Below are 26,605 nucleotides of genomic sequence, written 5' to 3'. Positions count from 1 at the left end.
CTGCAACAAGGCATAGCGCGCATGGGCGTGACCCTGCGCGACCTGATCAGTGGCATCCGCGACGGCGTGACCCAGATCGCCAGCGCCGCCGAAGAGCTGTCGGCCGTCACCGAACAGACCAGCGCCGGCGTGAACAGCCAGAAGGTCGAGACCGATCAGGTGGCCACCGCCATGCACGAAATGACTGCCACCGTGCAGGAAGTCGCGCGCAACGCCGAAGAAGCCTCGCAAGCCGCAGCCGCCGCTGACGGCGAAGCCCGCGAAGGCGACAAGGTGGTGAACGAAGCCATCGCCCAGATCGAGCGTCTGGCCAGCGAAGTGGTGCGTTCCACCGAAGCCATGAGCGTGCTGCAACAGGAAAGCGACAAGATCGGCAGCGTCATGGACGTGATCAAGGCCGTGGCCGAGCAGACCAACCTGCTGGCCCTCAACGCCGCCATCGAAGCCGCCCGTGCCGGTGAAGCCGGTCGCGGTTTCGCCGTGGTCGCCGACGAAGTCCGTGGTCTGGCCCAGCGCACCCAGAAATCCACCGAGGAAATCGAAGGCCTGGTGGCCGGCCTGCAGAACGGCACGCAACAGGTTTCCGCCGTGATGAACAACAGCCGCGCCCTGACTGACAGCAGCGTGGCCCTGACCCGCAAGGCCGGCGACTCCCTGGAAAACATCACCCGCACGGTGTCGAACATCCAGTCGATGAACCAGCAGATCGCCGCAGCCGCCGAACAGCAAAGCGCCGTGGCCGAAGAAATCAGCCGCAGCATCATCAACGTCCGCGACGTTTCGGAGCAGACGGCGGCGGCGAGTGATGAGACGGCCAAGTCCAGCGTTGAACTGGCGCGGTTGGGTGGGCAGTTGCAGCAGATGGTGAGCCACTTCCGCGTGTAAATCCTGCACACGAAAGCCGATGTACAAAGAAGGGCAGCTGAAAAGCTGCCCTTCTTTTTTGTTCTGAAATTGCCATGTTCAGGAATTGGATGACGGGTTCTGAATCGCAATTACACACGGTTGGTCAGGGGGTGTTTAAGGACACGCGGTGATACGTCCCGAAGCCCACAAAACCTTGCGCCGTTGCCTACGGCTACGCCAGAATCCGCCGGCTTGTGCGCCTTGGACTGGCTGCGTAATTTGATTGCGTCACTGATTTCCAGTGATCGAACTTAGCGGTTCGGCATGCGTTCACGGTTGTACACGTCCGATCCAGTCAGGCATTCGCCTGCACTTGATGGTGGCTGTGCGCATGGCATCTTCGGATGCGCCGGGTTGTGATGCTTACCGGGCCGCTAACTTGCGCACAGCTGCCTCCCTTTTGCTCAGCGGCGAAATGGGCGCAGCCTCATCAGAGGTAAGCATCTATGTTCAAGGTAACGCCAAACCCACCGCTCACCGAACCCACAACCCTCCCGGATCCGGCGTCTCCCTACGAATGCCCCGGTTCAAAGAAATTCAACGAAGCCGCCGAACGCGCCCTCGATTATCACCTCGGCCCACTCAGCGCCCACATCATGGCTGCGCCCTACAAACCCAACACCCTCTATCAGGCCCACCCCGAAGCCGACACCGAATCCCTGCTGGTGGACGCCAGCGAATCCCTCGGTTCCGCCACCGTCATGCTCAACAATCATGTTGCGCTGGTCGAGGGCAGCCACCGCAAGACCCTGCAAGGCATCGCCCAGATCGTGATGATCGCCGAAATGGCCGTTAACCGTGCGCTGGACAAGGTCGTGCCGACTGATTGATGCGGGATGTGGCGAGTGCGGTGCACTCGCCATTTTTCTGCATCCTGTAAAAAGCCCGCCACCACACTGGTTTTAGTGTGGCGGCGGGCTTTTTTGTGAGCGGTTTTTATCAGCCGCTGAGGTTTTCTGAACGTGATGGCAGATCGAGTTCGACACCACCCATGGCCCCAAATCGATTGTGTATCCGAGTACCTAACCCGCCGGCTCGATCAACGGAAGCCAACGCGTTCTCCAGAATCTGCCGCGCTTCGTCTTCCATGGAATGGCCGTTTTGGGCAGCAGCGATTCGCAGTTGCTCAGTCGTCCGTTCATCGAGTCGAATAGTGATGCTGTTCATAAGGCGTCCTTCAATCCGTGAAATGAGTGATCGCAGACTAACAAACCAACTCGAAAACCTCTGCCTGCTCTTGAGAAGAAACGGATTACAGCTTACCGAGTCCCCCGCTGCCGCAACGCCGACGGCATGAAGTACGAATCCTCCGGCACCGGTTGCGAGAAGTCGACGGTGGAGGCTTCTTCGTTATCCAGGTTCTGCACGTAGTACCGACGGGCCTGCAAGTCGTGGAAAACGTCCAGTGCGCTCCAGGTGGTGGGCAGGTCGTAGAAGTTTTTCAGGTAGGCCATCGACACGCGCCACAGCTCCCCTCGCCCGTCGTACTGGTCCACCAGCGCGGCGCCCCAGCTGTCTTCGTCGAGGAACAGCACTCGCTTGGAATAGACATGCCGCGCGCCCGGCTTGAGTGTGCCTTCGACCACCCAGACGCGGTGCAGCTCGTAGCGGGTGTATTGCGGGTTGAGGTGGCCGGGGGTGAGCAGCTGGGCGTATTTCACGTCGGGGCTGCCGACTTTGTAGTTGTTGTAGGGGATGTAGATTTCCTGCTTGCCCTTGAGCTTCCAGTCGAAGCGGTCGGGGGAGCCGTTGAACAGGTCGGTGTCGTCTGCGGTGCGCAGGCCATCGGAGGAAGCGATCGGCGTGTCGTAGGCGAGGTTCGGTGCGCGGCGCACGCGGCGTTGGCCGGCGTCGTAGATCCAGGCCTGGCGCGGGTCCTTGAGTTGGTCCAGCGTCTCGTGCACCAGTGCGGCACCACCAGCGAGGCGCGCCGGGCTTTTCACGAAGGCGAGGTAGTAGAACAGGATGTTTTTCAGGTCGGCGAACTGGCCGCCCGGGCGGTAGTAGTTGAAGAAGCCTTCCTGCTGCGAGGTCACCAGCGCGAAGCTGCCGTTGCGCTGCACCGGTGCTTCGGAGGCACGACGGACCACGTAGATACCGCGATAGCGAGTGATGTGGTTCCACAGCACTTCGACCCCGTCCTTGGGCACCGGGAACGGCACGCCGCCATAGGCATCGGCGAACCCGCTGCCGCCCTCCAGCAACTTGGCCGAGGTCGCATTTTTCAGGGTGTTGTCATACAGCCATTGCGGTGCGGAGCCGGATCGACGCGAGGGATAGACCGGCATCTGGAAGGTGTCGGGGTAGCTGTTGAACAGGGCGATCTGGCCGGGGCTGAGGTGCGCTTTGTATTGGTCGAGGTTGGCCTTGGTGATGGTGAACAGCGGTTTGTCCGCCGCGTACGGATCGGGGTGATGCTGGCCGGGTTTGTAGCCCGCCGGGGCCTGAGTGATGCCGCCAGTCCAGGCCGGGATGGTGCCGGCCGCATTGCCGGCACGCTCGGCGCCCATGGGGGTAAGCGTGGTTTTCAGTTGTTCGGCCTGCTGGGGCGAGATGGCCGCCAGTGCGCTTGCAGCGGTGAGGCTCATGAGCAACGCCAGTGTGGTCTTGGTCAGTCGTGATGCAGGAAACATGTTCGTTCTCCGAATTCAAAAAACCTGTGGACTCACAAGAAATACTTGAGGTTGAACCCGACGTTGTCGCGGTCGCGAATGCCGTTGTTCTGCCCGCCGCCCCAGAACTCTGTGTATTGCAGTTCGGCTTCGAGCTTGTTCTGGTAGTTGGCCTTGACCCCCAGCGTGTATGCCTTGCGCCCGTCGATGGCGTTGCCGGCCTGATAGCTGTTGCCCTTGAAGTCGTCCTTGTAGACGACGTAGGGCGAGACGTTGATCCCGGCGTACACGTCGTTCCAGGTGCCGTTGAACATCACCGTGTAGCTGTAGGAATTGCGGTTGACCTGATCGTCGCGATCACCGCCGGACACGTACGAAGTGTTGCCGGTGCCGGCGTAGTAACGGGTGCTGCCGTCGTAGGCGGTGTATTGCAGGCTGCTGCCGCGCAGGTGCTCGGAGGCCAGTTCGAAGATGCCGAACATCGAGTCGAACGACAGCGTCGGGCCGAAGTTGTAGATGCTGCCCAGCGAGGTGTTGAACGCCTCCACCCGCTCGGCGTTGTTGATCTGGCTGTCGAGGGTGACCATTTGCCCGCCGACGTTGATGGCCTTGCCGGACACCGCCGCCGCAGCGCCGTTGGCGAGGTCACCGATCAAATCATTGGTGGCGGCGATGCCGATGGGCAGGTTCGGTCGATAGGCCAGCTCACCGAACACCGAGGCATTGCCCAGCGTGGTATTGAAGCTGAAACCGTACATGCGGATGTCTTCGGCGTAGCGCCGATGGGCCTGGATGTTGCCCATCACATCGGCAGTCGCCAGACCGTTGGCGAGGGCCCCGGCCTGACTGCCGGCCACGCTGGAGAGCATGTTGGTCAGGGCATTCATGTCGATGCCCTTGTAGCCACCGAGGTCGGCTGAGATGGTCGGTTCCTTGGCGTGGTAGTTGACCATGTACAGGCCGAACTCGGTGCTGTTGAGTTCTTCGGCGATGTAGCGAAAGGCAAAGCCGAACTGGCCGTCGTTGCGCGCGTTGTAGTCCTTGCCGATGGACGCCACTTTCAGGGTGTTGCCATAGGCCGGGGTCACGCCGTTGGCGTAGAGGCCGGTGGATTTCAGCGCCGGGCCGAGCAACGGGTTGTTGCCCAATGCGCTGTACAGGCCGATGACATTGCCGAACCCCGGCACCGGCGTATCGAGGGCAGTGCCGCTGAAATTGTTGTAAGCGGTGTTGCCGCCGTCGGCGAACAGGTCGGTCTGCGAGTAGAAGGTGCCGACCGGGTCGATGCGGGTTTCCTTCCAGTTGGTCTGGTAGAAGCTCTCCATGGTCAGGCTGTCGGTCAGGCCGATGTTGAAGCTGACCGCCTCCACCGGCATCAGCACTTCCTTGACCTCTGCGCCGGGCAGGCGGTACTTGGCGGCGTCCACCGGGTTGGTGGTGTTGATCCCGCCGCGATAGAAAATCCCCTCGCCCCAGTTGAACACCTGACGCCCCACCCGCGCCGTGACGGGCATTTGCGCAACGTCCCAGCTGCCGTGAACGTAGGCGTCGAGCATCTCGATCCGGCTGCCGGCGATGTCGCGGGTCTGGCTGGTGAAACGGTCGTCCTGGGGATAACTCTGGCTCGGCTGCGACGGGCTGTTGTTGTGGTAGTAGTCGTTGCGCTTGTCCATCAACTGAGTGTCGTAGAACGCGGTGCCGCGCAAGAACATCCCGTAGTTCTGGTAGTTGGCCTCCAGCTCCGAAGTGATCTTGTACACCTCGGAAACCAGCCCGGTGTCGAAGTTGCGATTGCCGTCGTTGGTGTTGACGTCATCGTTGTTCTTGTCCCGGCCCTGCACCCGCCACAAGCGGCCATAGGACAAGGTCGTGTCGAGCGAGCCGGTGACCTGATTGTCCAGCACGCTGAACTCGGCGGCCTGCACCGCATCGACCGCGCAGAGTTGCAGCAGCCCTGCCAAACCGACACCGGGGAGCGCTACGCCAGACAGGCGCAATCGAGTGTTGATCATCTGTTCCTCCTTCCCTGTTCTTATTGTTGTGTGTTGCCGCGATGCTCAGGGCGCCAGTCCCGCGCTGACATAAATCCGGCTGTGGGCGCCGAAATGGCCGAGCAGTTTGAGTAGTTGCCGATTCAGTTCCGGATGGTCGAAATTCTCTTGCTGCAACTGATTGCCGGCGCTGAAGTCGCTGGTGACCGGCGCCGTTTCCAGCCACTGGCCGATGGCTTCGTCGAAGGCGGCGGAGTCGTCGACGGACTCGGCACTCACCACCTCGCGCAGGTAGTCCACCGAATACGGCGGGTAAGTAGTGTCCCGGGTGGCATCGGCGTAAGCGTCAAGCATCGGATGCGGCTGACCGGCGCGCAGCACACGACGCAACCAGGTCGACTGGTACTTCTCGACTTCCATGTGGCGGGTCGCGACCCGTTCGATGGACGCCTGTTTGTCTTCCGCAAAACCGGCCAGGGCCTTGCCCTCCAGCAGCAGAAGGCTTGGTAGTTCGACGCCGGGCAACGGTTTGGCGTGATACGGCTGGGTCAGGTCCTGAACGTGGTGCAGGCCCCAGCCGAGAAAGCGGTAACCCCAGTAGGAATGACCCGTGGCAAACGCCAGTCGCGCCAGCCCCATGTATTGATACGCGCGCCAGTCCGGCCAGCTGCGCTCGAGAAATCCGGCGGCCGCGTACACCACCGGGCTCTCATGGAAGAAGCCCATGTGGAACGGCGCCTGGGAGCTGTACTGGAAGCGCGCATCGCCAAACGGCTGCGGGCCGAAGCCGTACAACGCGGCGACTTCGCCGGGGTTGTCGCTGAACAGATTGATGTCATGACCGTAGTCCGGCTCATCGGCGGCACTCGCCAGCACGGCCAGGGGCGCGACTTTTTCATGATCGGCCACGCGAATGAAACGCTGGCGATTCCACGGTGAAAGCGTCTGCTCGACCATCACCTGATCGGCCTGCAGATGCTCGCGTTCGGGCAGGTCCTTGCCCGGCAACGGCTGGATGACCATCGCCAGATGGATCAGCGGATTGATCCGCATCGCGGTGAGGAAGTCGTGGCGCAGATTGTCGCTCGGCGCGGCGGGCAATTTGAGGTTGTCGGGGCGCGGCGGGTATTGCTTGAAGTGCTCGCGGGCGAAGCGTTCCTGCTCATCGAGCAACGCGACGATGGCCGGGTATTGCTCGGAGAGAAACTGCTCCAGCGGCTCGACTTCAACGGACGACGCATCGCGCAACGCCGGCAGATCCTGCAACGCCAGGTAGCTGCCCACCGTATGGTTCGACCAGCCCCACGCCGTCGGGGCCATTACGCAAAGCAGCAGGAGGGAGATCAGCTTCATTGCTTCTGGTTCTTGTTATGTGTGCCGTGGGGATCGAGCCTAACAATCGACCCCGCCCCTGACACTGTCCGATCTCACCAGAAAAGTTCTCCGATAGCGCCACGTGCGCTGTTCGTTCAGGCCGGGTAACCGGTGATCTTGCGGATGCTCTGGTACAACGGCTTGAGCTGCCGGTACATGCGCAGATACACGTCCCTGTACAGTCGCTCGTAGATCTTTTGCGCCTCGGGCTGCGGCATGAACACAGCACCGACCCGGGTCATCGCCGCTATCGCCGAAGGGAAATTCGCGTGCAACCCCAGCCCCACCGCACAACAAATCGCCGCGCCCAGACCGGACGCTTCATAGACATGCGGACGCTCCGCCGGCAAACCGAAGATGTTCGCCGTCAGTTGCATCGCCGCATCACTTTGCGAGCCACCGCCAGCCACTCGCAAACGGGTGACGGAGATCTTCGAGCGCTTCTCGATTTTCTCCATGCCCTGACGCAAGGCATAGGCCAGGCCTTCGAGGATTGCCCGATAGATATGCGCGCGGGTGTGCACGTCACCGAAGCCGATCATCGCGCCCTTGGCTTCCACACCCGGCTCACGAATCCCCGGTGACCAGTACGGTTGCAGCATCAACCCCATCGAGCCCGGCGGCACCGCCTCGACCAGCGCATCGAACAGTTGCTCGGGCTCGATGCCCTGCTCCTTGGCCTGCTGCATTTCCCGCAGGCCGAACTCGTTCTTGAACCAGCTGACCATCCAGTAGCCGCGATAAATCATCACCTCGCAGTTGTACTGATCCGGCACCGCCGACGGGTACGGCGGAATCAACGGGACGATTTCCAGATAGCGCGAGCGGGTGCTGGTGATCGTCGCCGTGGTGCCGTAGGACAGGCACACCGTGCCTGAATCGACGACGCCGGAGCCGAGCACTTCACAGGCCTTGTCGGCGCCCGCCGCGATCAGCGGAATGCCTTCGGGGATGCCAGTGTGAAGACTGGCTTCGGCGCTGATATGGCCGAGAGTTTCACCGGGTTTGTGCAAGGTCGGCAGTTGCTCGGGGCGCACCGCCAGCGCCTGCCATTTCCAGTCACGCGGTGCCGCCCAGCGCAGGCGTTTGAAGTCGAACGGCAGGTAACCGACGCAACAGCCCACCGAGTCGACGAAGCGCCCGCAGAGGCGATGAGTGAGAAACCCGGAGAGAAGCAGAAATTTGTCGGTCGCCGCCCACACATCAGGCTGATGGCGGGCGATCCAGTTAGCCTCGGCCTGGGCGCGAAAGTAATCCACCGTGGCCTGCGCACCGGCCAGTTTGAACAGCCAGCCCCACGGTCCCTTGATCCCGCCTTCGACTTCGCTCTGGCGCTGATCGAGCCAGAGAATCGCCGGACGCAGCGGCTTGCCCTGAGCATCGACGTTGATCACCGTGCCACGCTGGGTGGTCAGGGAAACCCCGGCAATCTGCGAACGATCGATGCCGGTCTGCGCCCACACCTGCTGGCAGGCTTCGCCCAGTTTCGCCCAGTAATATTCCGGGTCCTGCTCGGCCCAGCCCGGTTGCGTCGAGTAATAGGCCTGCAATTCAACCTTGCCCTTGCCGAGCAGATTGCCCTGCAAATCGAAGAGCAGCGCGCGCACGCTCTGGGTGCCATTGTCGATGGCCAGCAGGTAACGCTTGTTCGGGTGGTTGTCCATGGAGCTCTCTTCGAGGGGCATCACTGCGCGATTTCCGGCAGGCCGTGATGGCGTTGCCATAACGCCTGATAGCGTTGCTGTTCCTGTTGCCAGTGTTCGTCGTTCCAACCCAGTCGTGGCTGGCAGAGTCGGCGAATGGCCGGGAAATAATCGGCGCCGCCATGGGGCAGCAACAGGCCGAGACGGGTTCGGCGCAGCAGCAGGTCATCCAGGTGCAGGACCATTTCCGCTTCGCAGGCGAAGGCCAGTTCGGCCCACAAGGTGTCGGTGGCGCCGACCGTTTCATGGCCCTGTTCGGCGAGCCGTTGCGCCAGCCTCGGCAGGTCCCGGCCATGTCGTCCGGCCAGCCGTCGCCACTGACCGGGACTGAGGCCGGGAATTGTCAGTGGCGGCACGGCAGCAAATACCGGCGCGGCGTCGTCTTCGAAAGACCAGCCGAGCATGTCGGCGCAGGCCTTGAGCACTTCGATGGCTTGCGGGCGGAACGTCGTGAGTTTGCCGCCGGCCAACGTGACGCAACCCGGCTCCTGCCACAGCACATGTTCACGGGTTTCGTTCGACGGTTTGTCCTGATGCTCACCCGCCGCACTGCCCACCACCGGGCGCACGCCGGACCAGGTTGAAAGTACGTCGGCGGCTGTCACTTCAGCGCCGGGAAACTGCTGTCGGCAGGCGGCCAGCAGATAGTTGAGTTCTTCGGCGCTGATGCTCGCGCTCTGGTCCAGATTCTCGCGGTGATCGAGGTCGGTGGTGCCGACCACCGTGGCGCCTTCCCACGGGAAAACGAACACCGGTCGCCGATCCTGCTCGTGCATAAACGTAAAGGCCTGCGCCACCGGCAAACGCCAGCCCGGCAGCAACAAATGACTGCCACGCAACGGGCGCAGCTGGCGCGGCGCCTCGGGTGGACGCAAGCGTTCGGCCCAGGCCCCGGTGGCCACCGCCAACACACCACACCGCAATTGCAGCGACGCGCCGGCTTCGCAGTCCTCGACCTGTACCCCGCACACCCGCCCGTTTTCCCGCAGCAGATGTTCGACGCGTACACCGTTGAGCACCACCGCGCCGTCGGCCCGCGCTTCGCTCAACACGCGTATTACCAGCCGCGCGTCATCGGTCAGCGCATCGACAAAACAGGTGCCGCCCAGCAGGTCATGTTCTTTCACGCCCGGCGCCAGATATCGCAGTTGCTGCGCGTCATGGAAACGATGATCGCGGCGCCCGGCCAATGCGTCATAGATCGACAACAAACCACCCAGCACCCGAGGCCCTGGGAAGCCGCCGCGATAGTGCGGCATCATGAAACTCATCGGCTCCACCAGCCCCGGTGCTTCGTCGAGCAGGCGCTGGCGTTCGCGCACTGAATCCCGGGTCAGTCGCCACTGCCCCTTGGCGATATAGCGCAAACCGCCATGAACCATTTTCGAGGATCGGCTGGACGTGCCCCAGGCAAAATCTCGCTGCTCCAGCAGCAGGCAACGCCAGCCACGACGCGCGGCTTCACGCAGTATTCCGGCACCGCTGATGCCGCCGCCGATGACGATCAGGTCCCAGGTTTCACCCGCCAAAGTCGGCAGAACTTGCTGGCGCCATTCGACGTTCCAGTCCGCACTCATGGCGGTCACTCCTGCAACAGCGTGCCGGGGTTCAGGCGCCCGGCCGGGTCGAAGTGCCGGCTCAACGCCTGCAAGGTGTCCATCGCTAGTGCGCCTTTCTCGCGCAGCAGGTACGGCGCGTGATCCTTGCCCACGCCGTGCTGGTGGCTGATGGTGCCGTGATTGTCGACGATGGTCTGGCTGGCCGCATGCTTGAGGGCCTTCCAGCGGGCCAGCGTCGCAGGATAGTCCGCCGCCGGGCGAAACACGTAGGTGGTGTAGATGCTCGAACCTTCGCCGTAGACGTGGGACAGGTGCGTAAACACATGCACCCGTTCGCCCTCGGCTGCCAAGGCATCCCGCAGGCTGTTTTCGATCCGGTTGAGCAGGTTGTCGACGTTGCTCCAGTCGGTGGCGGTTTCCAGGGTGTCGACCACGTAACCGGCGTTCCACAGGTTCTCCCGCAGGTACGGAAAACGAAAACGGTTCTGCGCCCACTTCTTGCCGAGCAGCGTGCCGGTGAACACCCCACCGAAGGCCTTCAGATGCTGACGGGCCTGAGTCAGGGACAGCGCGTTCTGCTTGCGATTGCCGGTCACGCCGAAGGTCAGCAGGCACTTGCCTTGCCCGGCCCCGCGCAGGTTCAGGTACTTCTCCAACCAGGCGATTTGCTGCGGATGACCGGCCAGCGCCAGTTGGGTTTCGGTTTCCACTGCGTTGGACAGGCGCAGCATCGACAGCGGCACCCGCGCTTGCGCCAGTTGCCGGATGGCTTGCAGCGCCTTGCTCCAGCTGGGCAGAAACACGCCGTAGAAACGTTCATCGACCGGCAGCGCGCTGACCCGCACCTTGACCTCGGAAATGATCCCGAAACGCCCCTCGCAACCCAGCACCACTTCGCGCAGATCAGGGCCAGCGGCCGAGGCCGGGAAGGTCGGAATCTGCAGCGGCCCGGCAAAGGTTTCCAGGGTTCCGCCGGCAAACAGTTGCTCGATCCGCCCATAACGCAACGATTGCTGGCCGCTGGAACGGCTGGCCACCCAACCGCCCAGCGTCGACAGCTCCCACGACTGCGGGAAATGCCCCAGTGTGTAGCCACGGGCGCGCAATTGGCTCTCTACTTGCGGGCCACTGGCACCGGGGCCGAAAGTGGCCAGCAGGCTTTGTTCGTCGAGATCGAGCAGGCGGCTCATCCGCGCCAGCGACACCGTCACCACAGGCCGCGCAGAGTCTGGCGGGTTGATGTGCCCGGCCACCGACGTGCCGCCGCCGTAGGGAATCAGGCACAGGTCCTGCGCCTGGGCGAGCGCCAGCAACTGGCGGATGTGTTCGGCGGTTTCCGGGAACGCCACGGCATCGGGATAGTTGCCCAGCGCCCCTTCGCGCAACGCCAGCCAGTCCGGGAGGCTCTGGCCCCGGGCATGCAGCAAGCGATCATGGGCATCGATGCTGTACAAAGCGTGTTCCGCCAGCCGCGAGACCGGTACGCCGGCCAGCGCCGCTTCAAGCGTCGCGTCGGGCAGCGCGCGTCCCTCCCCCAGTCGCTCATGGAGAAAACTTGCGCCCTGGGCCGGCAGTTCGACCACCGTGGTTGCATCTCCCCAGCCGTTCCAGCGTCGCATGCGTGTGTCCTTCTGTGCAGTCTGATCAGTGAGATTTCAGGCCCTCATACTAGTCAGCCGGCCGAAAGTGTCACGGTCGCATCCGGCCAGTTCGAGTAGCCAATTGAGTCAAACGTCGCGCAAGCGTCAGCCATTTACTTTAGTCGTGGATTCAAATTACCTTTCAGGGCGCTCATCCGCCCGTGGCGGCCTCGATCAAGGGAATTCGGTCATGCAATCGCTCGGCTTCACCTCCGTTCCGCCGCTGCTCAAGTACCTGCGCCATGCCGAACATCTGGGCCTGGCCATCGAGCCCGCATTGGCGGCGGCCGGGTTGCAGGCGCAGCAGTTGAGCGACAACAGCCTGCGCCTGCCGGGTGAAACCCATGAACGGTTGCTGGATTATTTCTGCGAACACTCGGGCGATCCGTTGTTCGGCCTCAACGCGGCGAATTTCGTGTTGCCCAATTCCTGGAGCGTGCTGGGTTACATCACCATGAATTGCGCAACACTGGGCGACGCCATGAGCCGCATCATGCCGTTCGAAAAACTGGTGGGCGACATGGGCGTCAGCCGCGCCGAGGTGCAGGACAGCCACATGCACCTGATCTGGAGCTGTCGTTTTGAGCGCCCACGGATTCGCCGGCATCTGGTGGAAAACGTGCTCGGCTCCTGGCTGCAATATGCACGCTGGATCGCCGACACCCAGTTGTCGCCGGCCGCCGTGTGGCTGGAACACTCACGCCCGGCGGACACGACGCTGGAACAGTACGAACGGTTTTTCGAATGCCCGGTGCTGTTCGATCAGCCGTATTCAGCGCTGATCGTACCGTTGCCGTATCTGCAGTTGCCGTTGCGCCAGGCCGATGCGCATTTGCTGCGCACCCTGGAAGAACACGCACAAAGTCTGATGGCGACACTGGAGGATGCATCGCTGGAGCAGCGGGTGAAAAGCATCCTGCGTCAGTTGCTCAAGGAAGGCCTGCCGCGCAAGGAACAGGTGGCCGAGCATCTGGCTGTCTCGGTGCGCACGCTGCAACGCCAGTTGCATCAGGCCGGCACCTCGTATCAGCAGATCCTCGATGACTTGCGCCAGGAACTGGCCGAGCATTACCTGCTCAACAGCACCTTGCCGATTCAGGACATTGCGCAGTATCTGGGCTTCACCGAACCGCGCTCGTTTCACCGCACCTTCAAGAGCCGGCGCGGCATGCCGCCCGGTGAGTTTCGGCAGATTCACCGGGTATCGAACGACAGTTAGAGGCTGATCGCGTTGGTGAACACCAGACGATTGCCGAACGGGTCGGCGATGGTCATGTCCTGGCTGCCCCACGGCATGGCCTGAATCCCCGGGTGCGAGAACTTGTAGTTCTTGGCGATCAACTGCTGCTGGAAGGCCTCCAGCTCATCGGTCTCGATCCGCAGGGCCGAACCCGGTGTCGCATCGCCGTGGTGCTCGGACAGGTGCAGCACACATTCGCCCCGGGAGACTTGCAGATACAGCGGGCAACCGGGTTCAAAACGATGCTGCCAATCGATCTTGAAACCGAGGAAGTCGACATAGAACTCCAAGGCCTTGGCTTCATCGAAAATCCGCAGGATCGGGGTGGTTTTGCCGAAGCTCATGGGGTGCTCCCTGACTGATTGGCCCCGCAGTGTAGCCGGGGTAGATGTCAGCAATTCGGCTTGCTGATGGCTTTCTTTAATCGCAATGTGCCATCACTGTAACGCAATCCGCGAAACTCAGTGAAAGTTGTCACGCAGATCACCCTCACGCGCCAGAAACCGCCCTGCCCTTTGCCCGTTGGCCTGCCCCTCGCGATAACTCAGAACGCCGTTGATCCACACGCCGTCGATGCCTTGCGCGGCACGTTGCGGGTCGCTGAAGTCCGCTACGTCATGCACGGTTGCCGGGTCGAACAACACCAGATCCGCCCAGTGTCCTTCGCGAATCTCGCCGCGCTCCTTCAAGCCGAAGCGCGCCGCCGACAGACCGGTCATCTTGTGCACGGCGGTGTGCAGCGGAAACAGGCCGACGTCGCGACTGAAATGACCGAGCACTCGTGGGAAAGCGCCCCACAGACGTGGGTGCGGGAACGGGTCTTCCGGCAAGCCATCGGAGCCAACCATTGTCAGCGGATGGGCGAGGATCCGGCGCACGTCGTTCTCGTCCATGCCGTAATAAACCGCGCCCGCCGGTTGCAGGCGTCTGGCGGCGTCGAGCAGTGGCATCGTCCATTCGGCCGCGATGGCGGTCAGGTCGCGGCCGCTGACTTCCGGGTGAGGCGTCGACCAGGTGATGGTGATGCGGTGGGCGTCGGTGACCTGCTTCAGATCCAGCGTCGAAGAACTCGCCGCGTAGGGGTAGCAATCACAGCCGACCGGGTGGGTTTTCGCCGCTTCTTCCAGCGACGCGAGCAACTGCGGGCTGCGTCCCCAGTTGCCCACACCGGCACACTTGAGGTGGGAAACGATCACCGGCGAACGGGCGTGGCGGCCGATGCGGAAGGCTTCGTCCATGGCCTCCAGCACCGGTTCAAACTCACTGCGCAGATGGGTGGTGTACACGGCGCCGAACGCGTTCAATTCTTCAGTCAGTTGCATGACTTCATCGGTGGACGCCGAGAACGCGCTCGCATACGCCAGACCTGTGGATAAACCAAGGGCGCCTGCCTCCAGGCTTTCACGCAACTGCTCGCGCATCGCGGCGATTTCATCGTCGGTCGCCGTACGAAACAGATCATCGAGGTGATTGCTGCGCAGCGCCGTGTGCCCCACCAGTGCCGCGACGTTCAGCGTGGTATTGGCCGCTTCCACCGCTGCGCGGTAATCGCTGAAACGCGGATAGACGAATGCGGCGGCCGTGCCGAGCAGGTTCATCGGATCCGGTGGATCGCCCTTGAGACTGACCGGGGCTGCGCTGATCCCGCAGTTGCCGACAATCACCGTGGTCACGCCCTGGCTAAGCTTGGGCAGCATCTGCGGCTGGCGGATCACCACGGTGTCGTCGTGGGTGTGCACGTCGATGAAACCCGGCGCCAGTACGCGGCCGGCGGCGTCGATCTCTTCGGTGGCGCGGGCATCGCCCAGATCGCCGATGCGCGCGATGCGGCCATCGAGGATTGCCACGTCAGCGGCGTAACCGGGAGTGTTGCTGCCGTCGATGACCAGGGCGTTGCGAATCAGTGTGTCGTACAGCATGTCAGTCTCCGGCGGCAGCGCGGCGTCAGTGTCTGCCTTTGATCAAATGGTGATCGAATCCTTGTTCGATGAGGTAGCGCCAGGCTGCCTCGACTTCCTCGGGAATCACCTGCTCGGCCTGAAAGCCCAGCGAAGGGTAAACCATGATCCGGTGGATATCCCCGACCATTTCGTCGATCAGCCCCAGGACCCCGATCAGGTTGCTGACCTCCCCCGGAAAACCGAACGCCGGCGCATCCACCCAGGCTTCAAGCCCTGGCCATTGAACGGGCAAGGTCAGCGCCACGCGCCGGATCGAATTCGGCTTGGTCAGGAACGTCGCCCGACGCACGTCCGGGAACAACTCTCGCGCAAACGCGATGTTCTCGGCGAAGTTGGTGGCACGGGATTCGAGGGTGAATTGATCCGGCGAAACACCTTGAATCATGGCCCGTTGCGCAAAAATATCGGCTTCGGTGCGTTCCCACAAATGCTTCGTCCAGTTGCCGGTGTTGCCGGTGAACAACAGATGCGGGGCGACGCCTTTTTTCAGCAACTGACAGGCGTAATCACAGACCCGCAGGTCGTAGGAGCCGCACACCACGATCAGCTCACAATCGCGGTGCTGGCGCCCTGCACCGAGGAAATTCCACAGGACGGTCGCGTGTCGCAAGGTCGGTGTCATGAGTGTGCGAACCTCTTGGTAACGTGCCCGCTGATAAACAGCCCACCGTCGGCATAAAGGTGTGTATCCACCCCGCCCTGCGAGATCGGGAGCGCCGTGAAATCCGCGTACGTACGCAGAGCCCCGTGAGCGTTCAACGTCGGATCGTCGCCGATACCGATGCACAGCGCGCCGCTGCTGACCGCCGATTGCACGCCGCTGACAGAGTCTTCGAAGACCAGGCATTCATCGCTCTGACGCTCCAGTCGCGCGGCGGCCAGACGATAGGGATCGGGAGCCGGTTTGCCACTGCGCACATCGTCGCGGCAGATGATGCAGTCGAAAACCGACGTCAAGTCGTGTTGCTGCAGGACGTGGTCGACTCGCGCTCGCCAGCTGCTGGTCACCAGCGCCAGCGGCACCCGCCCACTCAATTGGTCGATGAACGCAGCGACGCCCGGCACCAGCGCGCAGATCGAAACCTCTTCGATGGCATCGACTTCTTGCTTGATGGTCACGCGCTGCTGCTCGTCAAACTGACCAAACAGCGCCTGCAGGGTGTAACCGCCCGGGCGGCCGTGAATGTGCTCGTCGATGAAGGCCTGATCGACGGCAACACTGTACTTGCGCGCCACCGTGGTCCAGGCCAGTTCGATGACCTGGCGCGACTGGATCAGCACGCCATCCATATCAAAGCAGACGGCTGTAAACGTTCGTTGTGTCATCGGTTGCACTTCGCATTTTCTGGTGAGCAATGAATGCCAGCACGGTTCCCATCAGGGCAAACAGCGCCATGACATACCAGGACCATTGTGGCTGCGTCTCGTACAGATACCCGGCAAAGGGTGTGGCCAAACCCATGGGCAAGGCAACCGCCAGCGAGTAATAGACGCCCTGGGTAAACACCTGGATATCCGCCGGGGCATGGTCGCGAATGCAGCGCATGATCGCCGAGTGATAGGCCGCGAAACTCAAGGCGTGCAGGCATTGCCCCAACAGGATCACCGGCACCGCATCGCTGTCGGAAAACAGCGCCCAGCGCGCCGCCGCGCAGACACTGGAGAACATCACGATGGACAACGGCGAACAGAACGACAGGACTTTGTTGGAGAACGCGAAATAAGTGATTTCCGCGATCACCGCCACTGACCAGAACACCCCGATGGCGGTTGAAGAGTAGCCCTTCACGCCCCAGCCGATCGACGCCGTGGAGAAGTACAGGGTGTGACTCAGTTGAATGAAACTGGCGGCGGCAATCGCAATCAGCAGGCCCTTTTGGGCGAACAGCGCCTTCCAGTCGGGGCGCTTCGTCGCACGCTCGGGTGGTTGCAGAGGCGCCAGCGTGACCTGACGTTTCAGCCACAGACACGCCAGCGCGGTGAGCAACATGCACGCGGCAATCACCACCGGCACCCAGGACTGGCTGTATTGCGCAAACAACAGGCCACCGAGGGTCGATGTCAGGATAAAGGCCGAAGAGCCCACCGCGCGGACCCAGCCGTAGTTCTGCAGCGCTTGCTTGTCACGCTTGAGCAGATAGGACTCGGACAGCGGCAACACCACCATCCACAGCCCGCCGAACAGAATGCTCAGGCACACGAATCCCCACAGGTGCACCGGCATGAAATAGAACAGCAACGTACACAACGCTGCCGAGAAACCGAGAAAAGCCGCGAGCCGCAGTTGATCCACGCGCCAGTCGGCCACGTAGGTGATCAACACTCCGGTCACCACCTGGGGCCAATAGACCGCCGCGATCAGCAGGCCAATCTGGCTGGCGCTGAAGCCCAGCGAATTCAGCCAGGTCGGCCAGAACGGATAGATGATCCCTTCTGCCGCAAAGAACCCGAAAAAGATCAGATACATGAATCAACCATACGCTCGATACTCCTGAGCAGGGCTCCAGCGGAGCCCTGTAACCATCCTTGCGTTATTCGAAGCGTTGCTGGGTGAAGCTGTTTTTGCCTTTGCGCCAGACAATCAGCGACTCACTCATCACCACCAGATCGACCATCCCTTCTTTCAACGCATCCAGCGCATCCTGAGGCGAACACACGATCGGCTCTTCGTGTCGGTTGAACGAGGTGTTGATCAACGCAGCCTGCCCCGTCCGCTCATGCCAGGCATTCAACAGCCGATGCATGAACGCATCGCGCTCCGGGCGAATGATCTGCGGCCGCGCCGTGCCATCGATGTGCACCACCGCCGGACTGGCTTCGCTGAACTGCGGATGACAATCGTAGGTCATGGTCATGGTATCTGCCGCGACTTGATCCTCATCCCATCCGACGTAGCAGGCCGCGGCCTGTTCGATGGCGGTGACCGGGCCGAACGGCATGAACTCGGTGCGGTGCATGCGTTTGTTCAGCCAGTCGTTCACTTCGCCATCCTGCGCGTGATAGACGATGCTGCGGTTGCACAGTGAGCGCGGGCCGAACTCCATCTTGCCCTTGAACATGCCCAGCACCTGGTTTTCCATCAGTGCGTCGGTCAGCACGTCGATGATGTTCGACGGGGTGTGGTAACCGAGCTCGGGATAGTCGCGATGGATCAGGTTGATGTTCTGCGAAACGCTGCGCGAATCCGGGCCGAGGGTCATTACCGGGTTCTTGAAGCGAGTGCCGTTCTCCAGGTACGCCGCCCCGACAGCCGCCGCCAGGGCCAGGCCGCCATCGCCCATGCACGGCAGCACATAGACGTTCTTCACGCCGGGAATCTCGCGCAGGCGCTGGTTGAGTTTGACGTTGCCAAACACACCGCCGGCCAGGCACAGGTTGGTGCTGCCGCGTTGTGCCAGGTGGTGTTTGACGATCGCCACCAGCAAGTCTTCGGAATGGCGCTGCACGGCGGCGGCGATGTCCTCGGGGGTTTCCCGGGAGAACAGGGTTTCCAGTGATTCGCTGTAGTTGTTGTAAGACGGCACGAACAGGTCGCCGCAACTCGCCTTGATGCGTCCGTCTTCGAAACGGATCATCTGCTGCATCACCCCCAGCAGCTTCTGCGGGTCGCCGAACGCGGCCAGGCCCGTGACCTTGCCTTCATGACGGTTCGGTTTGTAGCCCAGCAAGTGGGTGATCCGGCCATAGAAATAACCCAGGCTGTCGATGCTGGTTTCGCGTTGCAACACCGTGGTTTCGGTCGGGCTGTACCAGGTCACGGTCAGCGACTGGAAGTCGCCACGCCCGTCACAGGTCAGGGTCAAGGCTTCATCGAACGGCGAGCAGACGTAGGCGCCGAGGGCATGGCATTCATGGTGATCGATGTAGTACGCCTTGCCGAGCAAGCCATTGGCAGCGATGTACTGGTCGAATTCGGCGCGCTTCTCTTTGTCGTTGCGGACTTCATCGGTGACACGCTGGCGGAACTGCGTCAGGCCCTCGGGGTTGTTGCGGACCTCTTCGACGATCCGGTCGAAATACAGCTCCAGGTGTTTATCGGCGTTGAAACCGGCATTCCATCCGTAAGCCACGTAGTCGACATCTTCCAGCGACACGCCAGCCTGGCTCAACACAAACTCGATGGATTTGGCGGGCCAGATCTTGTGGTCCTTGATCCGGGTGAAACGCTCTTCGCTGACTGCCGAGAGAATCTGACCATCGCGTACCAGGCAAGCGCCCGACAAATCGTTATTGGTAATGCCCAAAATGACCATAACTACTCCTTGTTCTTGCCAATTTCGCGGATGAGTTTGCCCGTGACCGATGAGCGCAATGCTCCGGCCTGGGCGCTTGGCGCCGTGTCATGAACCGTGGGGAGGCGAAATCATCTGGTTCGCCCGGGATATGCCTTTACGAGCAGGCAGCAGAGGTGCGTATTGCCATCGCAAATTCCTTTTTGCAGAAAAATTCCACGGGCGTTACCCACCGACCTGGCCTCATGGCCAGACAACCAGTGGGTGCCCGCTATCCTACAAACCGGCCAGCTGCCTTGGCCATGTCTGTGCGGGGATCAGACTAGTAGGAAATGTCTGAACGTTTCGATGAGCCTCGACGCCCTGTCCTTCTTTTCCGGGGCATAAAAAAACCTGTGGGAGCCGGTTGGCTCCCACAGGTTCAAGTGTGGTGTGTGGACTCACACCATTTCGTTGCGAATCCAATCAACCACCGACGTACGCTTCGGCGCCCAGCCCAGCAGTTCGCGGGCGTGTTTGCCGCGTACCCGGCTGTTGGAGCCCAAGCCATAGTTGGCCATTTCGTAGCCCCACTCGGCTTCGGCGTCTTTCAGCGGCCAGTCTTGTGGCTCGCCCAGATTCAGGGCCACGGCCATGGCGGTGGTCATGTCGACGAACGACGCTTCGCCGCTTTCGACGAAGTAGAAGGTGCCCGGGACGTTTTTGGTCAGAGCCAACAGGTACAGCGCCACCACGTCTTCGATGTGCACGTTGGACCAGATGTTCTGACCAGTACCGACGTGACGCACCACGCCGCTTTTGCGCGCCTGTTTCAGCAGGCGCGGCAGTTGCACGCTGTCGCGATTGACGCCCAGGCTGTGGCCGTAGATCAGGGTGTTGCAAATCACTGCCGAGTTCACGCCGTCCTTCGCTGCGGCGAGGATCAGGTTGTCGATGGCCACGCGTGCGGCCTTGTCGACGGTGGGCTCAGGCAGGTTGTCTTCGAAGTAGATGACGTCGCTGGATTTGCCGCCCGAGGCATCGCCGACGATGCTCGAACCGCTGGTGTGCAGGAACACTTTGTTCGAGCCGCGAAGGGCATCGAGCAAGGCTTCGACCGCACCGCGATGGTCGCTGCTGGCGGCGTTGATCACTGCATCGGCGGCGCGGGCCTGTTCGGTCAGCAGTGCTTTGTCGTCAAGGGTGCCGATCACCGGGGTGATGCCCAGTGCTTTCAGCTCATTGGCCTGTTCGGCGCTGCGCACCAGACCGGTGACGGTGTGGCCGGCCTGGATCAGACCGGTGGCGATGGAGCCGCCGATAAAACCGGCAGCGCCGGTGACGAATACGTTCATGGAGAAACTCCCTGCGTGAATAAGTGATGGAGCGAGTATCGACCGCCGAGCCCGGTGGAAAAACCCGCCCACGACCAAATCACTGTTGCGCAGGGATCACGAATCAGCCTTTGAAATCAGCGCTGGCGTAAGCCGCCAGTTTGCTCTGGATGAAATCCAGGAAGCACTGGATCCGCAGCGCCAGCTGCGAGTTGCGGTAGTACACCGCGTTGATCGGCTGGCGATAACCGCTGTTGAATTCCGCCAGCAACACCTTGAGGCGCCCGGCACGGATGTCGTCAATGGTCATGAAATGCGAGAGGCAGGCAATGCCCTGGCCTTCCAGCGCCAGATGCCGGACCGTCTCGCCGCTGGAGGCGCTGATCGCCGGGGTGATCGGCCAGCGGTCCCCATGCACGTAGCGTAGCGGCCACTGGTTCAGGCCTTCGTTCTGGGTAAAGCCGAGCAAGGTGTGCTCGCTCAGATCGGCAACCTGGAGCGGCGCACCGTGTTTTTCCAGATAGCCGGGACTGGCGACGATCAGCAGCGGACTGCAACCCAGCGACCGGGCATGCAACGTCGAATCGGCAAGAGTGCCGATGCGGATGGCGACGTCGGTGCTTTGTTCCAGCAGGTCAATGATCAGGTCGTTGCTGTTGAGTTCGAGCTGGATGTCCGGGTACAGCCGCCGAAATTCGTCGATGTACGGCACGATGGCGTGGAGCATGAACGGCGAGGCGGCGTTGATGCGCAGCCGCCCTGATGGCGTCTGCTGGCGCGAAGAGAGGCGCTCTTCGAGTTGATCCATCTGGTCGAGGATCAGCTTGGCCTGTTCGAAGAAATACTTGCCCTCCTCGGTCAGGTCCATGCGCCGCGTGGTGCGGTTGATCAGCGTGGTGTCGAGCTTGGCTTCCAGCCGCGACAGCGTGCGGCTGACCGCCGACGGCGTCTGTCCGACCTGCTCGGCGGCGGCGGAGATCGAACCGCATTCGATCACGCAGACGAAAATCTGCAACTCATCGGATCTGGCTTTCACGGGTGTCCTCGAATCGAAAGGCCTGCTGCACAGGCTCAGGCCTTCGATAGTAGCCGAGCGTCAGGCCTTGAGGCCAAACACCTCGTTCAGATGCTGCTCGTAACGCGACACGTCGGCTTCGATGTTCGGGCGTTTCATCACGTCCACACAGAGGAACGTTGGCAGGCCGGTCATGCCGAGGAACTCGTTGGCTTTGTGGAACGGGAAGTAAACGGCGTCGACGCCTTTGGCTTCGAAGAAGTCGGTCGGGTCATCGAACGCCTGCTGCGGAGCGTTCCAGGTCAGCGACAGCATGTACTGCTTGCCCTGGATCAGACCGCCGCTGCCGTACTTCTGCGACGAGTCGGAACGGGTGCGACCGTCGCTGGCGTACAGACTGCCGTGGCCTTCGGTGAAGACTTCGTCGATGTACTTTTTCACGGTCCACGGCGCGCCCATCCACCAGCCCGGCATTTGATAAATGATCACGTCGGCCCAGAGGAATTTCGCGACTTCTTCGGCGATGTCGTAACCCTCGTCGATGAAGGTGGTCTTGACGTCGACACCGCCGCGATCCAGCACGCTCAGCGCGGCTTCGTGCAGGGTGGTGTTGTAGCGACCGTCGGAGTGGGCGAATTTTTTACCGCCGTTGAGCAACAGTACTTTTTTCATGGGACAGCCTCGATCGGATGCCGATGCACAGCGCAGAGCGCCGGATGGACAAGGGGAGAAATTGGATGGCGGCAGATTAACGATGCGCCTCGCGCGGAATAAGCACCGGTTGCGCAAAATTCATTTGAGTAAAACGCACGAATCGAGTGCAGATTGTTGCCGTAGGATTGGCCGTCATCTGAATCTGAATGGAGTTTTTTGCGATGAGCGAACGCCAGGGTTTCATCCTGCACGCCAAGACCCGCCCGGAAAAAGCCGAGGCCTTCGAAGCGTTTTTCCGCGTTTATGTCGAACCGAGCCGCGCGGAACCCGGCTGCATCGAGTACCACATGCTGCGCGACAAGGAAGATCCGACCCTGTTCATCTTCTACGAGATCTGGGAAAGCCAGGCGCATTTGGACGTGCACTCGAACCTGCCGCACATGCAGCAATTCCTGGCCCAGCGCATGGAGTATCTGGAGCGGGATTTCGATATCCGCCCGATCGAGATGCTCAGCGATTCGTCCGCTAGCCGCTGATCAACAGATGGGCGCCGAGCGCGCCCAGACCGATGAAGAACACCCGCTTGAACAACACCGCGCTGATGCGCTGACGCAGCCATTGCCCGAGCAGCATGCCAAGCATCGCCGGGATCAACGCCAGCAGCGAAGCGCTCAGTTCCGCGCCGCCCAGTGAGCCGCGCCAGAGCAATCCACCGGCCAGCGCCAGGGTCGACACGGTGAAGGACAGGCCCAGCGCCTGCACCAGTTCATCGCGGCTCAAACCCAGCGCCTGCAGATACGGCACCGCCGGAATCACGAACACACCGGTGGCCGAAGTGATGACGCCGGTGATCACCCCACACAGCGGCCCCAGCCACGGTTCATGACGACGGCTGACACTCAGCGTCGGCAGGAACAATCCGCTCAACGCATAAAGCAATAACGCCGCGCCGAGCCCGCGCACCACCCAATGCCCGCCTGCCATGCCGATCCACAACGTTCCGATGGCCGTGCCGAGGAAGATCGCCAGCAGCATCGGCCACAGCCGTTTCACCAGCCCGCGCAGATGCCCGCCGAACGCCAGTTGCCAGACGTTGGTCAAGGTCGCCGGAATGATCAGCAACGCCGCAGCCTGCGACGGCACCATAGCCAGACCGAGCAAGCCCATGGCGACGGTGGGCAGGCCGAGGCCGATCACGCCCTTCACCAGCCCGGCGAGGACGAAGGTCATCAGCACCAGCAAAGACAGGGCCAGACCGAGGTTTTGATAAAAATCTGCGAGTGCGTTCATGGCGACACTTTGCACCTGCGTGGGTGAACTGAAAATCTGTCATACACTGAGGCAGCCTCTCTCTCAGCAAGAGCCACGCATCATGCACTTCGACCTCACCGACCTGCGCCTTTACCTGCACATTATCGACAGCGGCAACATCACCGCTGGTGCCGCACGCAGTCATCTGTCGCTGGCGGCGGCCAGTGCGCGGATCCGGGCGATGGAGGCGTCGTTGGGCACCGAGTTTCTTGAGCGCGGGCGCCGTGGCGTTACGCCGACACCGGCCGGCAAAGCCCTGGCGCAACATGCGCGTGTGTTGCTGCAACAGGCCGACCGCCTGCAACAGGATCTGGCCGAATACGCCCGTGGCGTCAAAGGCCAGGTGCGTCTGCTGTGCAACACCACGGCACTCAGCGAATACCTGCCGGAGGTGCTGTCGGACTTCCTGCGTGGGCATCCCAATCTCGATATCGATCTGCAGGAGTTGCCCAGCGCCCGCATCACCCATGCCCTGCGCCAGGGAGCGGCGGATCTGGGCATTGTGTCCGACGCGATCGACACCACCGACTTGCAGACCCGAGCCTTTCGCGATGATCCGCTGGTGCTGATTCTGCCGCTGGAACATCCACTGTCTGACGCGACCGAAGTCAGCTTCAGCGACGCCCTGCGCCATGACTTCGTCGGTCTGCATGCCGACAGCGCATTAGCGGTGTACCTGGAAGAACAGGCCCTGCACAGCGGCTCACGAATGCAGATCCGCATCCGCGCTGATGGTTTCGGCGGCGTGATGCGCATGGTCGCTCGGGGTGCCGGTCTGGGCATCGTGCCGCTGGCGGCGGTTCAGCGTGCCGCGCCGCAAACCTTCAAGACCCTGCCGATGAATGAAGCGTGGGCCACGCGCAAACTGTTGCTTTGTGCCCGGGATTTCTCCACGTTGCCGCCCTATGCCACAGCCTTGTTGCGAGCTTTGGCACTCCCCGGGGATTGATCTTTTCATCTGCAAAATAAGCACAAGGAATAGCTTGCAAGGTACGTATACATACGTACTATATCGCCAGAGCGAACGTGTTGCCCGATACCCGTTTTCGCACAACGACAACGGACAAGGAAGAACGGATCGGCTCCATTAAACCTACATGGAATGAGGTGACGCGATGGTTGATTCAACGGAGTTTCGTAATGCAATGGCGATGCTGGGGAGTGCCGTCACCATCGTCACGACCGATGGCCCTGCGGGGCGTTTCGGCTTTACCGCGTCGGCGGTGTGCAGCGTGACGGATTCACCGCCCACGCTGCTGGTGTGCGTCAATCGCTCGTCGTCCAATCACGAGCATTTCAAGACCAATGGCGTGCTGTGCGTGAACGTCCTGACCGGCGACCACCAGTCGACCTCCGGGGCGTTCGCCAATCGGCAGTTGAGCATGCAGGAGCGCTTTTCCAGCGTGAACTGCCAGACGCTCAAGACCGGCTCGCCGGTGATCGAAGAGGCGCTGGTCAGCCTCGATTGCCGGGTCAGCAAGGTCGACGAGGTCGGCACTCACAGCATCTTCTACTGTGAAATCCTCGAGCTGCAGCAACACAGCGAGGCCACGGAAGGCCTGGTCTATTTCAACCGCAGTTACTACCGTCTGAACGACGAACTGCGCCTGGCACCCGAGCAGTGATCCAGACACCCGCCGGCCTCGGCTGACGCCAGCCGGCGGGTCATGACAGGGATGTAACCATGCTATTCAATGAAGACAACTTCGCGGATATCGACCTGAACCTGATCATCATTTTCCTGGTGCTGTTCCGCGAACGCAGCGTGTCGCGCACGGCCGAGCGCCTGCACGTCAAACAACCCGCCATCAGCGGATCGCTGGCACGACTGCGCAAGCGGTTCGATGATCCTCTGTTTCTGCGTTCATCCAGAACCATGCGCCCGACCTCGAAAGCCGAGGAACTGGCACAGGCGCTGACGCCGGCAATCAAGCAGATCGAAGCGGTGATCCGGCTCTGAACAAACGGCAAAAAAAAACCTGCGGGGGTTCGCTCCCGCAGGTTTTTTTTTGTCAGGCCGATTTGCGCGCCTGAGCGTACTCGACCCGGGCCCAGAACGCCGGCAGGAAGCACTCGCTGACCAGCAGCGCCGAACCATTGCGGGTGAAGCGCGAACGCCGGGCCAGCAGGCGCTTGGCCTGCGGCGCGTAGCGATGGGACAGCGCCGCCAACGGTGCGCCGGGGGGCAGCAAGGCGCACTGGAAGGGCTCGCGCAGGGTCTGCTCCGAGGTGTAGAGAATCTCGGCCAGCGGTCGACGACCGTAGCCGTTCAGATCCGCCCAGTCGCCGTTCAGCGCCGGCATGCTGGTCAGGCTGCGCGCGGTGACGCAGGCCTCGCCATCCAGTTTCATCACCACCTCGCGCACCCAGCCGATGGTCATCGGCGGCACGTTCAGCACTTGCGCTTCTTCTGGATTGAGCGGGCCATGGGACTGCTCGACCACTTCGATTGAATAGTCGCCCATGGCTTTCAGACGCGGGGTCAAGGCCCCGGGCAAAAACAGCCAGTGATGCTCGGAGCCGGTCAAATCCGACAGCGGTCGCGACGACCAGTAATGACTTGTATCCATACCCGCACACACCTTCCTGGTGATGGTGAATTGATTGGTTGCCGTGGAAGGCCAACCCTTCACCGGCGGTGTCTGTCACTCGGTTCCGTTTTCTTCGGTCACTTCGTGTTTGCTGATGACGCTGATGGTCTGTTCATCGGTCTTGACCGCCGACAGCAGGGAATCGAGCAGGCCAGGGAAACGCACGTCCATGTCTTCACGACGCAAGGACAGCAGGTTTTCCCGACCGTAGGGGCGTTGCCAAATCAGACCGCTGTCGCGCAGGACCCGCCAGTGGTGGGTCATGGTCGACTTCGATGCGCCCTTGAGGATCCGGCCGCATGGATGTTCCTGGCCATCGGACAACACTTTCAACACGGTCAGGCGTAGCGGGCTTCCCAATGCGTTCAGCACATTTTCCAGAAGGATCTGATCCTGATTGGGATGATTCGGGACGTTCATAGGTAGGTACCCTTGATGATATAGGCGGGGAAAATCCGTCTTGTATTCGTCTATACGAGAACAGTAAGACTATACACAAGATG

General features: G+C 61.7%; 26 protein-coding genes. 7 read left to right on the top strand and 19 right to left on the bottom strand.

The genetic code is table 11. The annotated features are described in order from the left end of the window. Nucleotides 1–21: 21 nt before the first annotated feature. Both IF189_RS29085 and IF189_RS03810 read left to right on the top strand, forming a co-directional pair. Nucleotides 22–885, top strand: a complete 864-nt coding sequence (locus IF189_RS29085) for a methyl-accepting chemotaxis protein (protein ID WP_371321019.1) — start codon at nt 22–24, stop codon at nt 883–885. A 467-nt stretch (nt 886–1,352) separates the two neighbouring features. Continuing rightward, nucleotides 1,353–1,736 (top strand): DUF6124 family protein, encoded by a 384-nt coding sequence (locus tag IF189_RS03810; protein ID WP_134825436.1) that lies wholly within the window; start codon nt 1,353–1,355, stop codon nt 1,734–1,736. A gap of 109 nt (nt 1,737–1,845) precedes the next feature. Here the strand turns inward: IF189_RS03810 and IF189_RS03805 are convergent, their stop codons facing one another. From IF189_RS03805 to IF189_RS03775, 7 genes are all read right to left on the bottom strand, one after another. After that, entirely contained in the window at nt 1,846–2,073 is a 228-nt protein-coding gene (locus tag IF189_RS03805) for a FitA-like ribbon-helix-helix domain-containing protein (protein ID WP_134825435.1), read from the bottom strand. A 92-nt stretch (nt 2,074–2,165) separates the two neighbouring features. After that, nucleotides 2,166–3,539, bottom strand: a complete 1,374-nt coding sequence (locus IF189_RS03800; protein WP_134825434.1) for a DUF1329 domain-containing protein — start codon at nt 3,537–3,539, stop codon at nt 2,166–2,168. A gap of 32 nt (nt 3,540–3,571) precedes the next feature. Continuing rightward, on the bottom strand, nt 3,572–5,530 hold the full coding sequence (locus IF189_RS03795) for a DUF1302 domain-containing protein (protein ID WP_192552845.1): 1,959 nt from the start codon (nt 5,528–5,530) through the stop codon (nt 3,572–3,574). A gap of 45 nt (nt 5,531–5,575) precedes the next feature. Continuing rightward, nucleotides 5,576–6,862, bottom strand: coding sequence for a phospholipase (locus tag IF189_RS03790; RefSeq protein WP_192552844.1), 1,287 nt, complete (start codon nt 6,860–6,862; stop codon nt 5,576–5,578). A 116-nt stretch (nt 6,863–6,978) separates the two neighbouring features. After that, on the bottom strand, nt 6,979–8,547 hold the full coding sequence (locus IF189_RS03785) for an FGGY-family carbohydrate kinase (RefSeq protein ID WP_192552843.1): 1,569 nt from the start codon (nt 8,545–8,547) through the stop codon (nt 6,979–6,981). 20 nt (nt 8,548–8,567) lie between these two features. Then, on the bottom strand, nt 8,568–10,163 hold the full coding sequence (locus IF189_RS03780) for a glycerol-3-phosphate dehydrogenase/oxidase (RefSeq protein ID WP_192552842.1): 1,596 nt from the start codon (nt 10,161–10,163) through the stop codon (nt 8,568–8,570). 5 nt (nt 10,164–10,168) lie between these two features. Further along, nucleotides 10,169–11,764 carry an FAD-binding oxidoreductase gene (locus IF189_RS03775; RefSeq protein ID WP_192552841.1) on the bottom strand — a complete coding sequence of 532 codons (1,596 nt, stop codon included), beginning with the start codon at nt 11,762–11,764 and terminating at the stop codon, nt 10,169–10,171. A gap of 211 nt (nt 11,765–11,975) precedes the next feature. Between IF189_RS03775 and IF189_RS03770 the strand changes: the two genes are divergently transcribed. Further along, nucleotides 11,976–13,004: an AraC family transcriptional regulator gene (locus IF189_RS03770; RefSeq protein WP_192552840.1), complete on the top strand. Its 1,029-nt coding sequence runs from the start codon at nt 11,976–11,978 to the stop codon at nt 13,002–13,004. Here the strand turns inward: IF189_RS03770 and IF189_RS03765 are convergent. The 9 genes from IF189_RS03765 to IF189_RS03725 all read right to left on the bottom strand — a co-directional run bounded on the left by IF189_RS03765 (nt 13,001) and on the right by IF189_RS03725 (nt 22,218). Then, nucleotides 13,001–13,369: a glyoxalase superfamily protein gene (locus tag IF189_RS03765; protein ID WP_192552839.1), complete on the bottom strand. Its 369-nt coding sequence runs from the start codon at nt 13,367–13,369 to the stop codon at nt 13,001–13,003. The two genes, IF189_RS03770 and IF189_RS03765, sit on opposite strands and share 4 nt — an antisense overlap. A 117-nt stretch (nt 13,370–13,486) precedes the next feature. Beyond that, a complete protein-coding gene (locus IF189_RS03760) occupies nt 13,487–14,944 on the bottom strand; it encodes an N-acyl-D-amino-acid deacylase family protein (protein WP_192552838.1) in 1,458 nt (485 codons plus the stop codon). A gap of 25 nt (nt 14,945–14,969) precedes the next feature. Beyond that, nucleotides 14,970–15,608 carry a YdcF family protein gene (locus tag IF189_RS03755; RefSeq protein WP_192552837.1) on the bottom strand — a complete coding sequence of 213 codons (639 nt, stop codon included), beginning with the start codon at nt 15,606–15,608 and terminating at the stop codon, nt 14,970–14,972. Next, nucleotides 15,605–16,312 carry an HAD family hydrolase gene (locus tag IF189_RS03750; RefSeq protein WP_192552836.1) on the bottom strand — a complete coding sequence of 236 codons (708 nt, stop codon included), beginning with the start codon at nt 16,310–16,312 and terminating at the stop codon, nt 15,605–15,607. Before IF189_RS03750 ends, IF189_RS03755 begins: the two co-directional genes overlap by 4 nt. Next, nucleotides 16,278–17,453, bottom strand: a complete 1,176-nt coding sequence (locus IF189_RS03745; protein WP_192552835.1) for an MFS transporter — start codon at nt 17,451–17,453, stop codon at nt 16,278–16,280. The genes IF189_RS03750 and IF189_RS03745 overlap by 35 nt, the downstream gene beginning before the upstream one ends. Before the next feature lie 64 nt (nt 17,454–17,517). Further along, nucleotides 17,518–19,239 (bottom strand): carbamoyltransferase, encoded by a 1,722-nt coding sequence (locus IF189_RS03740; protein WP_192552834.1) that lies wholly within the window; start codon nt 19,237–19,239, stop codon nt 17,518–17,520. Between the two features lie 419 nt (nt 19,240–19,658). Continuing rightward, nucleotides 19,659–20,552 (bottom strand): NAD-dependent epimerase/dehydratase family protein, encoded by an 894-nt coding sequence (locus IF189_RS03735; RefSeq protein ID WP_192552833.1) that lies wholly within the window; start codon nt 20,550–20,552, stop codon nt 19,659–19,661. Nucleotides 20,553–20,655: 103 nt separating this feature from the next. Next, nucleotides 20,656–21,567 (bottom strand): LysR family transcriptional regulator, encoded by a 912-nt coding sequence (locus IF189_RS03730; RefSeq protein ID WP_192552832.1) that lies wholly within the window; start codon nt 21,565–21,567, stop codon nt 20,656–20,658. Nucleotides 21,568–21,627: 60 nt separating this feature from the next. Then, nucleotides 21,628–22,218, bottom strand: a complete 591-nt coding sequence (locus IF189_RS03725; RefSeq protein ID WP_192552831.1) for an NAD(P)H-dependent oxidoreductase — start codon at nt 22,216–22,218, stop codon at nt 21,628–21,630. A 203-nt stretch (nt 22,219–22,421) separates the two neighbouring features. On the opposite strand from IF189_RS03725, the gene IF189_RS03720 reads away from it, so the two are divergent. Then, nucleotides 22,422–22,736 (top strand): putative quinol monooxygenase, encoded by a 315-nt coding sequence (locus tag IF189_RS03720; RefSeq protein ID WP_134825421.1) that lies wholly within the window; start codon nt 22,422–22,424, stop codon nt 22,734–22,736. Here IF189_RS03720 and IF189_RS03715 read toward each other — a convergent pair. Continuing rightward, a complete protein-coding gene (locus IF189_RS03715; protein ID WP_192552830.1) occupies nt 22,726–23,490 on the bottom strand; it encodes a sulfite exporter TauE/SafE family protein in 765 nt (254 codons plus the stop codon). The two genes, IF189_RS03720 and IF189_RS03715, sit on opposite strands and share 11 nt — an antisense overlap. An 82-nt stretch (nt 23,491–23,572) precedes the next feature. On the opposite strand from IF189_RS03715, the gene IF189_RS03710 reads away from it, so the two are divergent. The 3 genes from IF189_RS03710 to IF189_RS03700 all read left to right on the top strand — a co-directional run bounded on the left by IF189_RS03710 (nt 23,573) and on the right by IF189_RS03700 (nt 25,471). Beyond that, nucleotides 23,573–24,460: a LysR family transcriptional regulator gene (locus tag IF189_RS03710; protein ID WP_192552829.1), complete on the top strand. Its 888-nt coding sequence runs from the start codon at nt 23,573–23,575 to the stop codon at nt 24,458–24,460. Nucleotides 24,461–24,626: 166 nt separating this feature from the next. Further along, entirely contained in the window at nt 24,627–25,136 is a 510-nt protein-coding gene (locus IF189_RS03705; RefSeq protein ID WP_007953834.1) for a flavin reductase, read from the top strand. A gap of 59 nt (nt 25,137–25,195) precedes the next feature. After that, a complete protein-coding gene (locus IF189_RS03700; RefSeq protein WP_085713206.1) occupies nt 25,196–25,471 on the top strand; it encodes a helix-turn-helix domain-containing protein in 276 nt (91 codons plus the stop codon). Between the two features lie 52 nt (nt 25,472–25,523). Here the strand turns inward: IF189_RS03700 and IF189_RS03695 are convergent, their stop codons facing one another. Beyond that, a complete protein-coding gene (locus IF189_RS03695; RefSeq protein WP_192552828.1) occupies nt 25,524–26,081 on the bottom strand; it encodes a chorismate--pyruvate lyase family protein in 558 nt (185 codons plus the stop codon). Between the two features lie 75 nt (nt 26,082–26,156). Continuing rightward, nucleotides 26,157–26,522 carry an ArsR/SmtB family transcription factor gene (locus IF189_RS03690; protein WP_085713204.1) on the bottom strand — a complete coding sequence of 122 codons (366 nt, stop codon included), beginning with the start codon at nt 26,520–26,522 and terminating at the stop codon, nt 26,157–26,159. Nucleotides 26,523–26,605 lie beyond the last annotated feature (83 nt).

The organism is Pseudomonas sp. IzPS59 (genome assembly GCF_014863505.1).
GTDB lineage: Bacteria > Pseudomonadota > Gammaproteobacteria > Pseudomonadales > Pseudomonadaceae > Aquipseudomonas > Aquipseudomonas kribbensis.
The sequence above is the reverse complement of the archived record's forward strand: the minus strand, read 5'-3'. Positions and strand labels throughout refer to the sequence as shown.

Coding starts and splice junctions, on each gene's coding strand:
- IF189_RS29085 (WP_371321019.1), top strand. CDS start 22: ATGGGCGTGACCCTGCGCGACCTGATCAGTGGCATCCGCGACGGCGTG.
- IF189_RS03810 (WP_134825436.1), top strand. CDS start 1,353: ATGTTCAAGGTAACGCCAAACCCACCGCTCACCGAACCCACAACCCTC.
- IF189_RS03805 (WP_134825435.1), bottom strand. CDS start 2,073: ATGAACAGCATCACTATTCGACTCGATGAACGGACGACTGAGCAACTG.
- IF189_RS03800 (WP_134825434.1), bottom strand. CDS start 3,539: ATGTTTCCTGCATCACGACTGACCAAGACCACACTGGCGTTGCTCATG.
- IF189_RS03795 (WP_192552845.1), bottom strand. CDS start 5,530: ATGATCAACACTCGATTGCGCCTGTCTGGCGTAGCGCTCCCCGGTGTC.
- IF189_RS03790 (WP_192552844.1), bottom strand. CDS start 6,862: ATGAAGCTGATCTCCCTCCTGCTGCTTTGCGTAATGGCCCCGACGGCG.
- IF189_RS03785 (WP_192552843.1), bottom strand. CDS start 8,547: ATGGACAACCACCCGAACAAGCGTTACCTGCTGGCCATCGACAATGGC.
- IF189_RS03780 (WP_192552842.1), bottom strand. CDS start 10,163: ATGAGTGCGGACTGGAACGTCGAATGGCGCCAGCAAGTTCTGCCGACT.
- IF189_RS03775 (WP_192552841.1), bottom strand. CDS start 11,764: ATGCGACGCTGGAACGGCTGGGGAGATGCAACCACGGTGGTCGAACTG.
- IF189_RS03770 (WP_192552840.1), top strand. CDS start 11,976: ATGCAATCGCTCGGCTTCACCTCCGTTCCGCCGCTGCTCAAGTACCTG.
- IF189_RS03765 (WP_192552839.1), bottom strand. CDS start 13,369: ATGAGCTTCGGCAAAACCACCCCGATCCTGCGGATTTTCGATGAAGCC.
- IF189_RS03760 (WP_192552838.1), bottom strand. CDS start 14,944: ATGCTGTACGACACACTGATTCGCAACGCCCTGGTCATCGACGGCAGC.
- IF189_RS03755 (WP_192552837.1), bottom strand. CDS start 15,608: ATGACACCGACCTTGCGACACGCGACCGTCCTGTGGAATTTCCTCGGT.
- IF189_RS03750 (WP_192552836.1), bottom strand. CDS start 16,312: ATGACACAACGAACGTTTACAGCCGTCTGCTTTGATATGGATGGCGTG.
- IF189_RS03745 (WP_192552835.1), bottom strand. CDS start 17,453: ATGTATCTGATCTTTTTCGGGTTCTTTGCGGCAGAAGGGATCATCTAT.
- IF189_RS03740 (WP_192552834.1), bottom strand. CDS start 19,239: ATGGTCATTTTGGGCATTACCAATAACGATTTGTCGGGCGCTTGCCTG.
- IF189_RS03735 (WP_192552833.1), bottom strand. CDS start 20,552: ATGAACGTATTCGTCACCGGCGCTGCCGGTTTTATCGGCGGCTCCATC.
- IF189_RS03725 (WP_192552831.1), bottom strand. CDS start 22,218: ATGAAAAAAGTACTGTTGCTCAACGGCGGTAAAAAATTCGCCCACTCC.
- IF189_RS03720 (WP_134825421.1), top strand. CDS start 22,422: ATGAGCGAACGCCAGGGTTTCATCCTGCACGCCAAGACCCGCCCGGAA.
- IF189_RS03715 (WP_192552830.1), bottom strand. CDS start 23,490: ATGAACGCACTCGCAGATTTTTATCAAAACCTCGGTCTGGCCCTGTCT.
- IF189_RS03710 (WP_192552829.1), top strand. CDS start 23,573: ATGCACTTCGACCTCACCGACCTGCGCCTTTACCTGCACATTATCGAC.
- IF189_RS03705 (WP_007953834.1), top strand. CDS start 24,627: ATGGTTGATTCAACGGAGTTTCGTAATGCAATGGCGATGCTGGGGAGT.
- IF189_RS03700 (WP_085713206.1), top strand. CDS start 25,196: ATGCTATTCAATGAAGACAACTTCGCGGATATCGACCTGAACCTGATC.
- IF189_RS03695 (WP_192552828.1), bottom strand. CDS start 26,081: ATGGATACAAGTCATTACTGGTCGTCGCGACCGCTGTCGGATTTGACC.
- IF189_RS03690 (WP_085713204.1), bottom strand. CDS start 26,522: ATGAACGTCCCGAATCATCCCAATCAGGATCAGATCCTTCTGGAAAAT.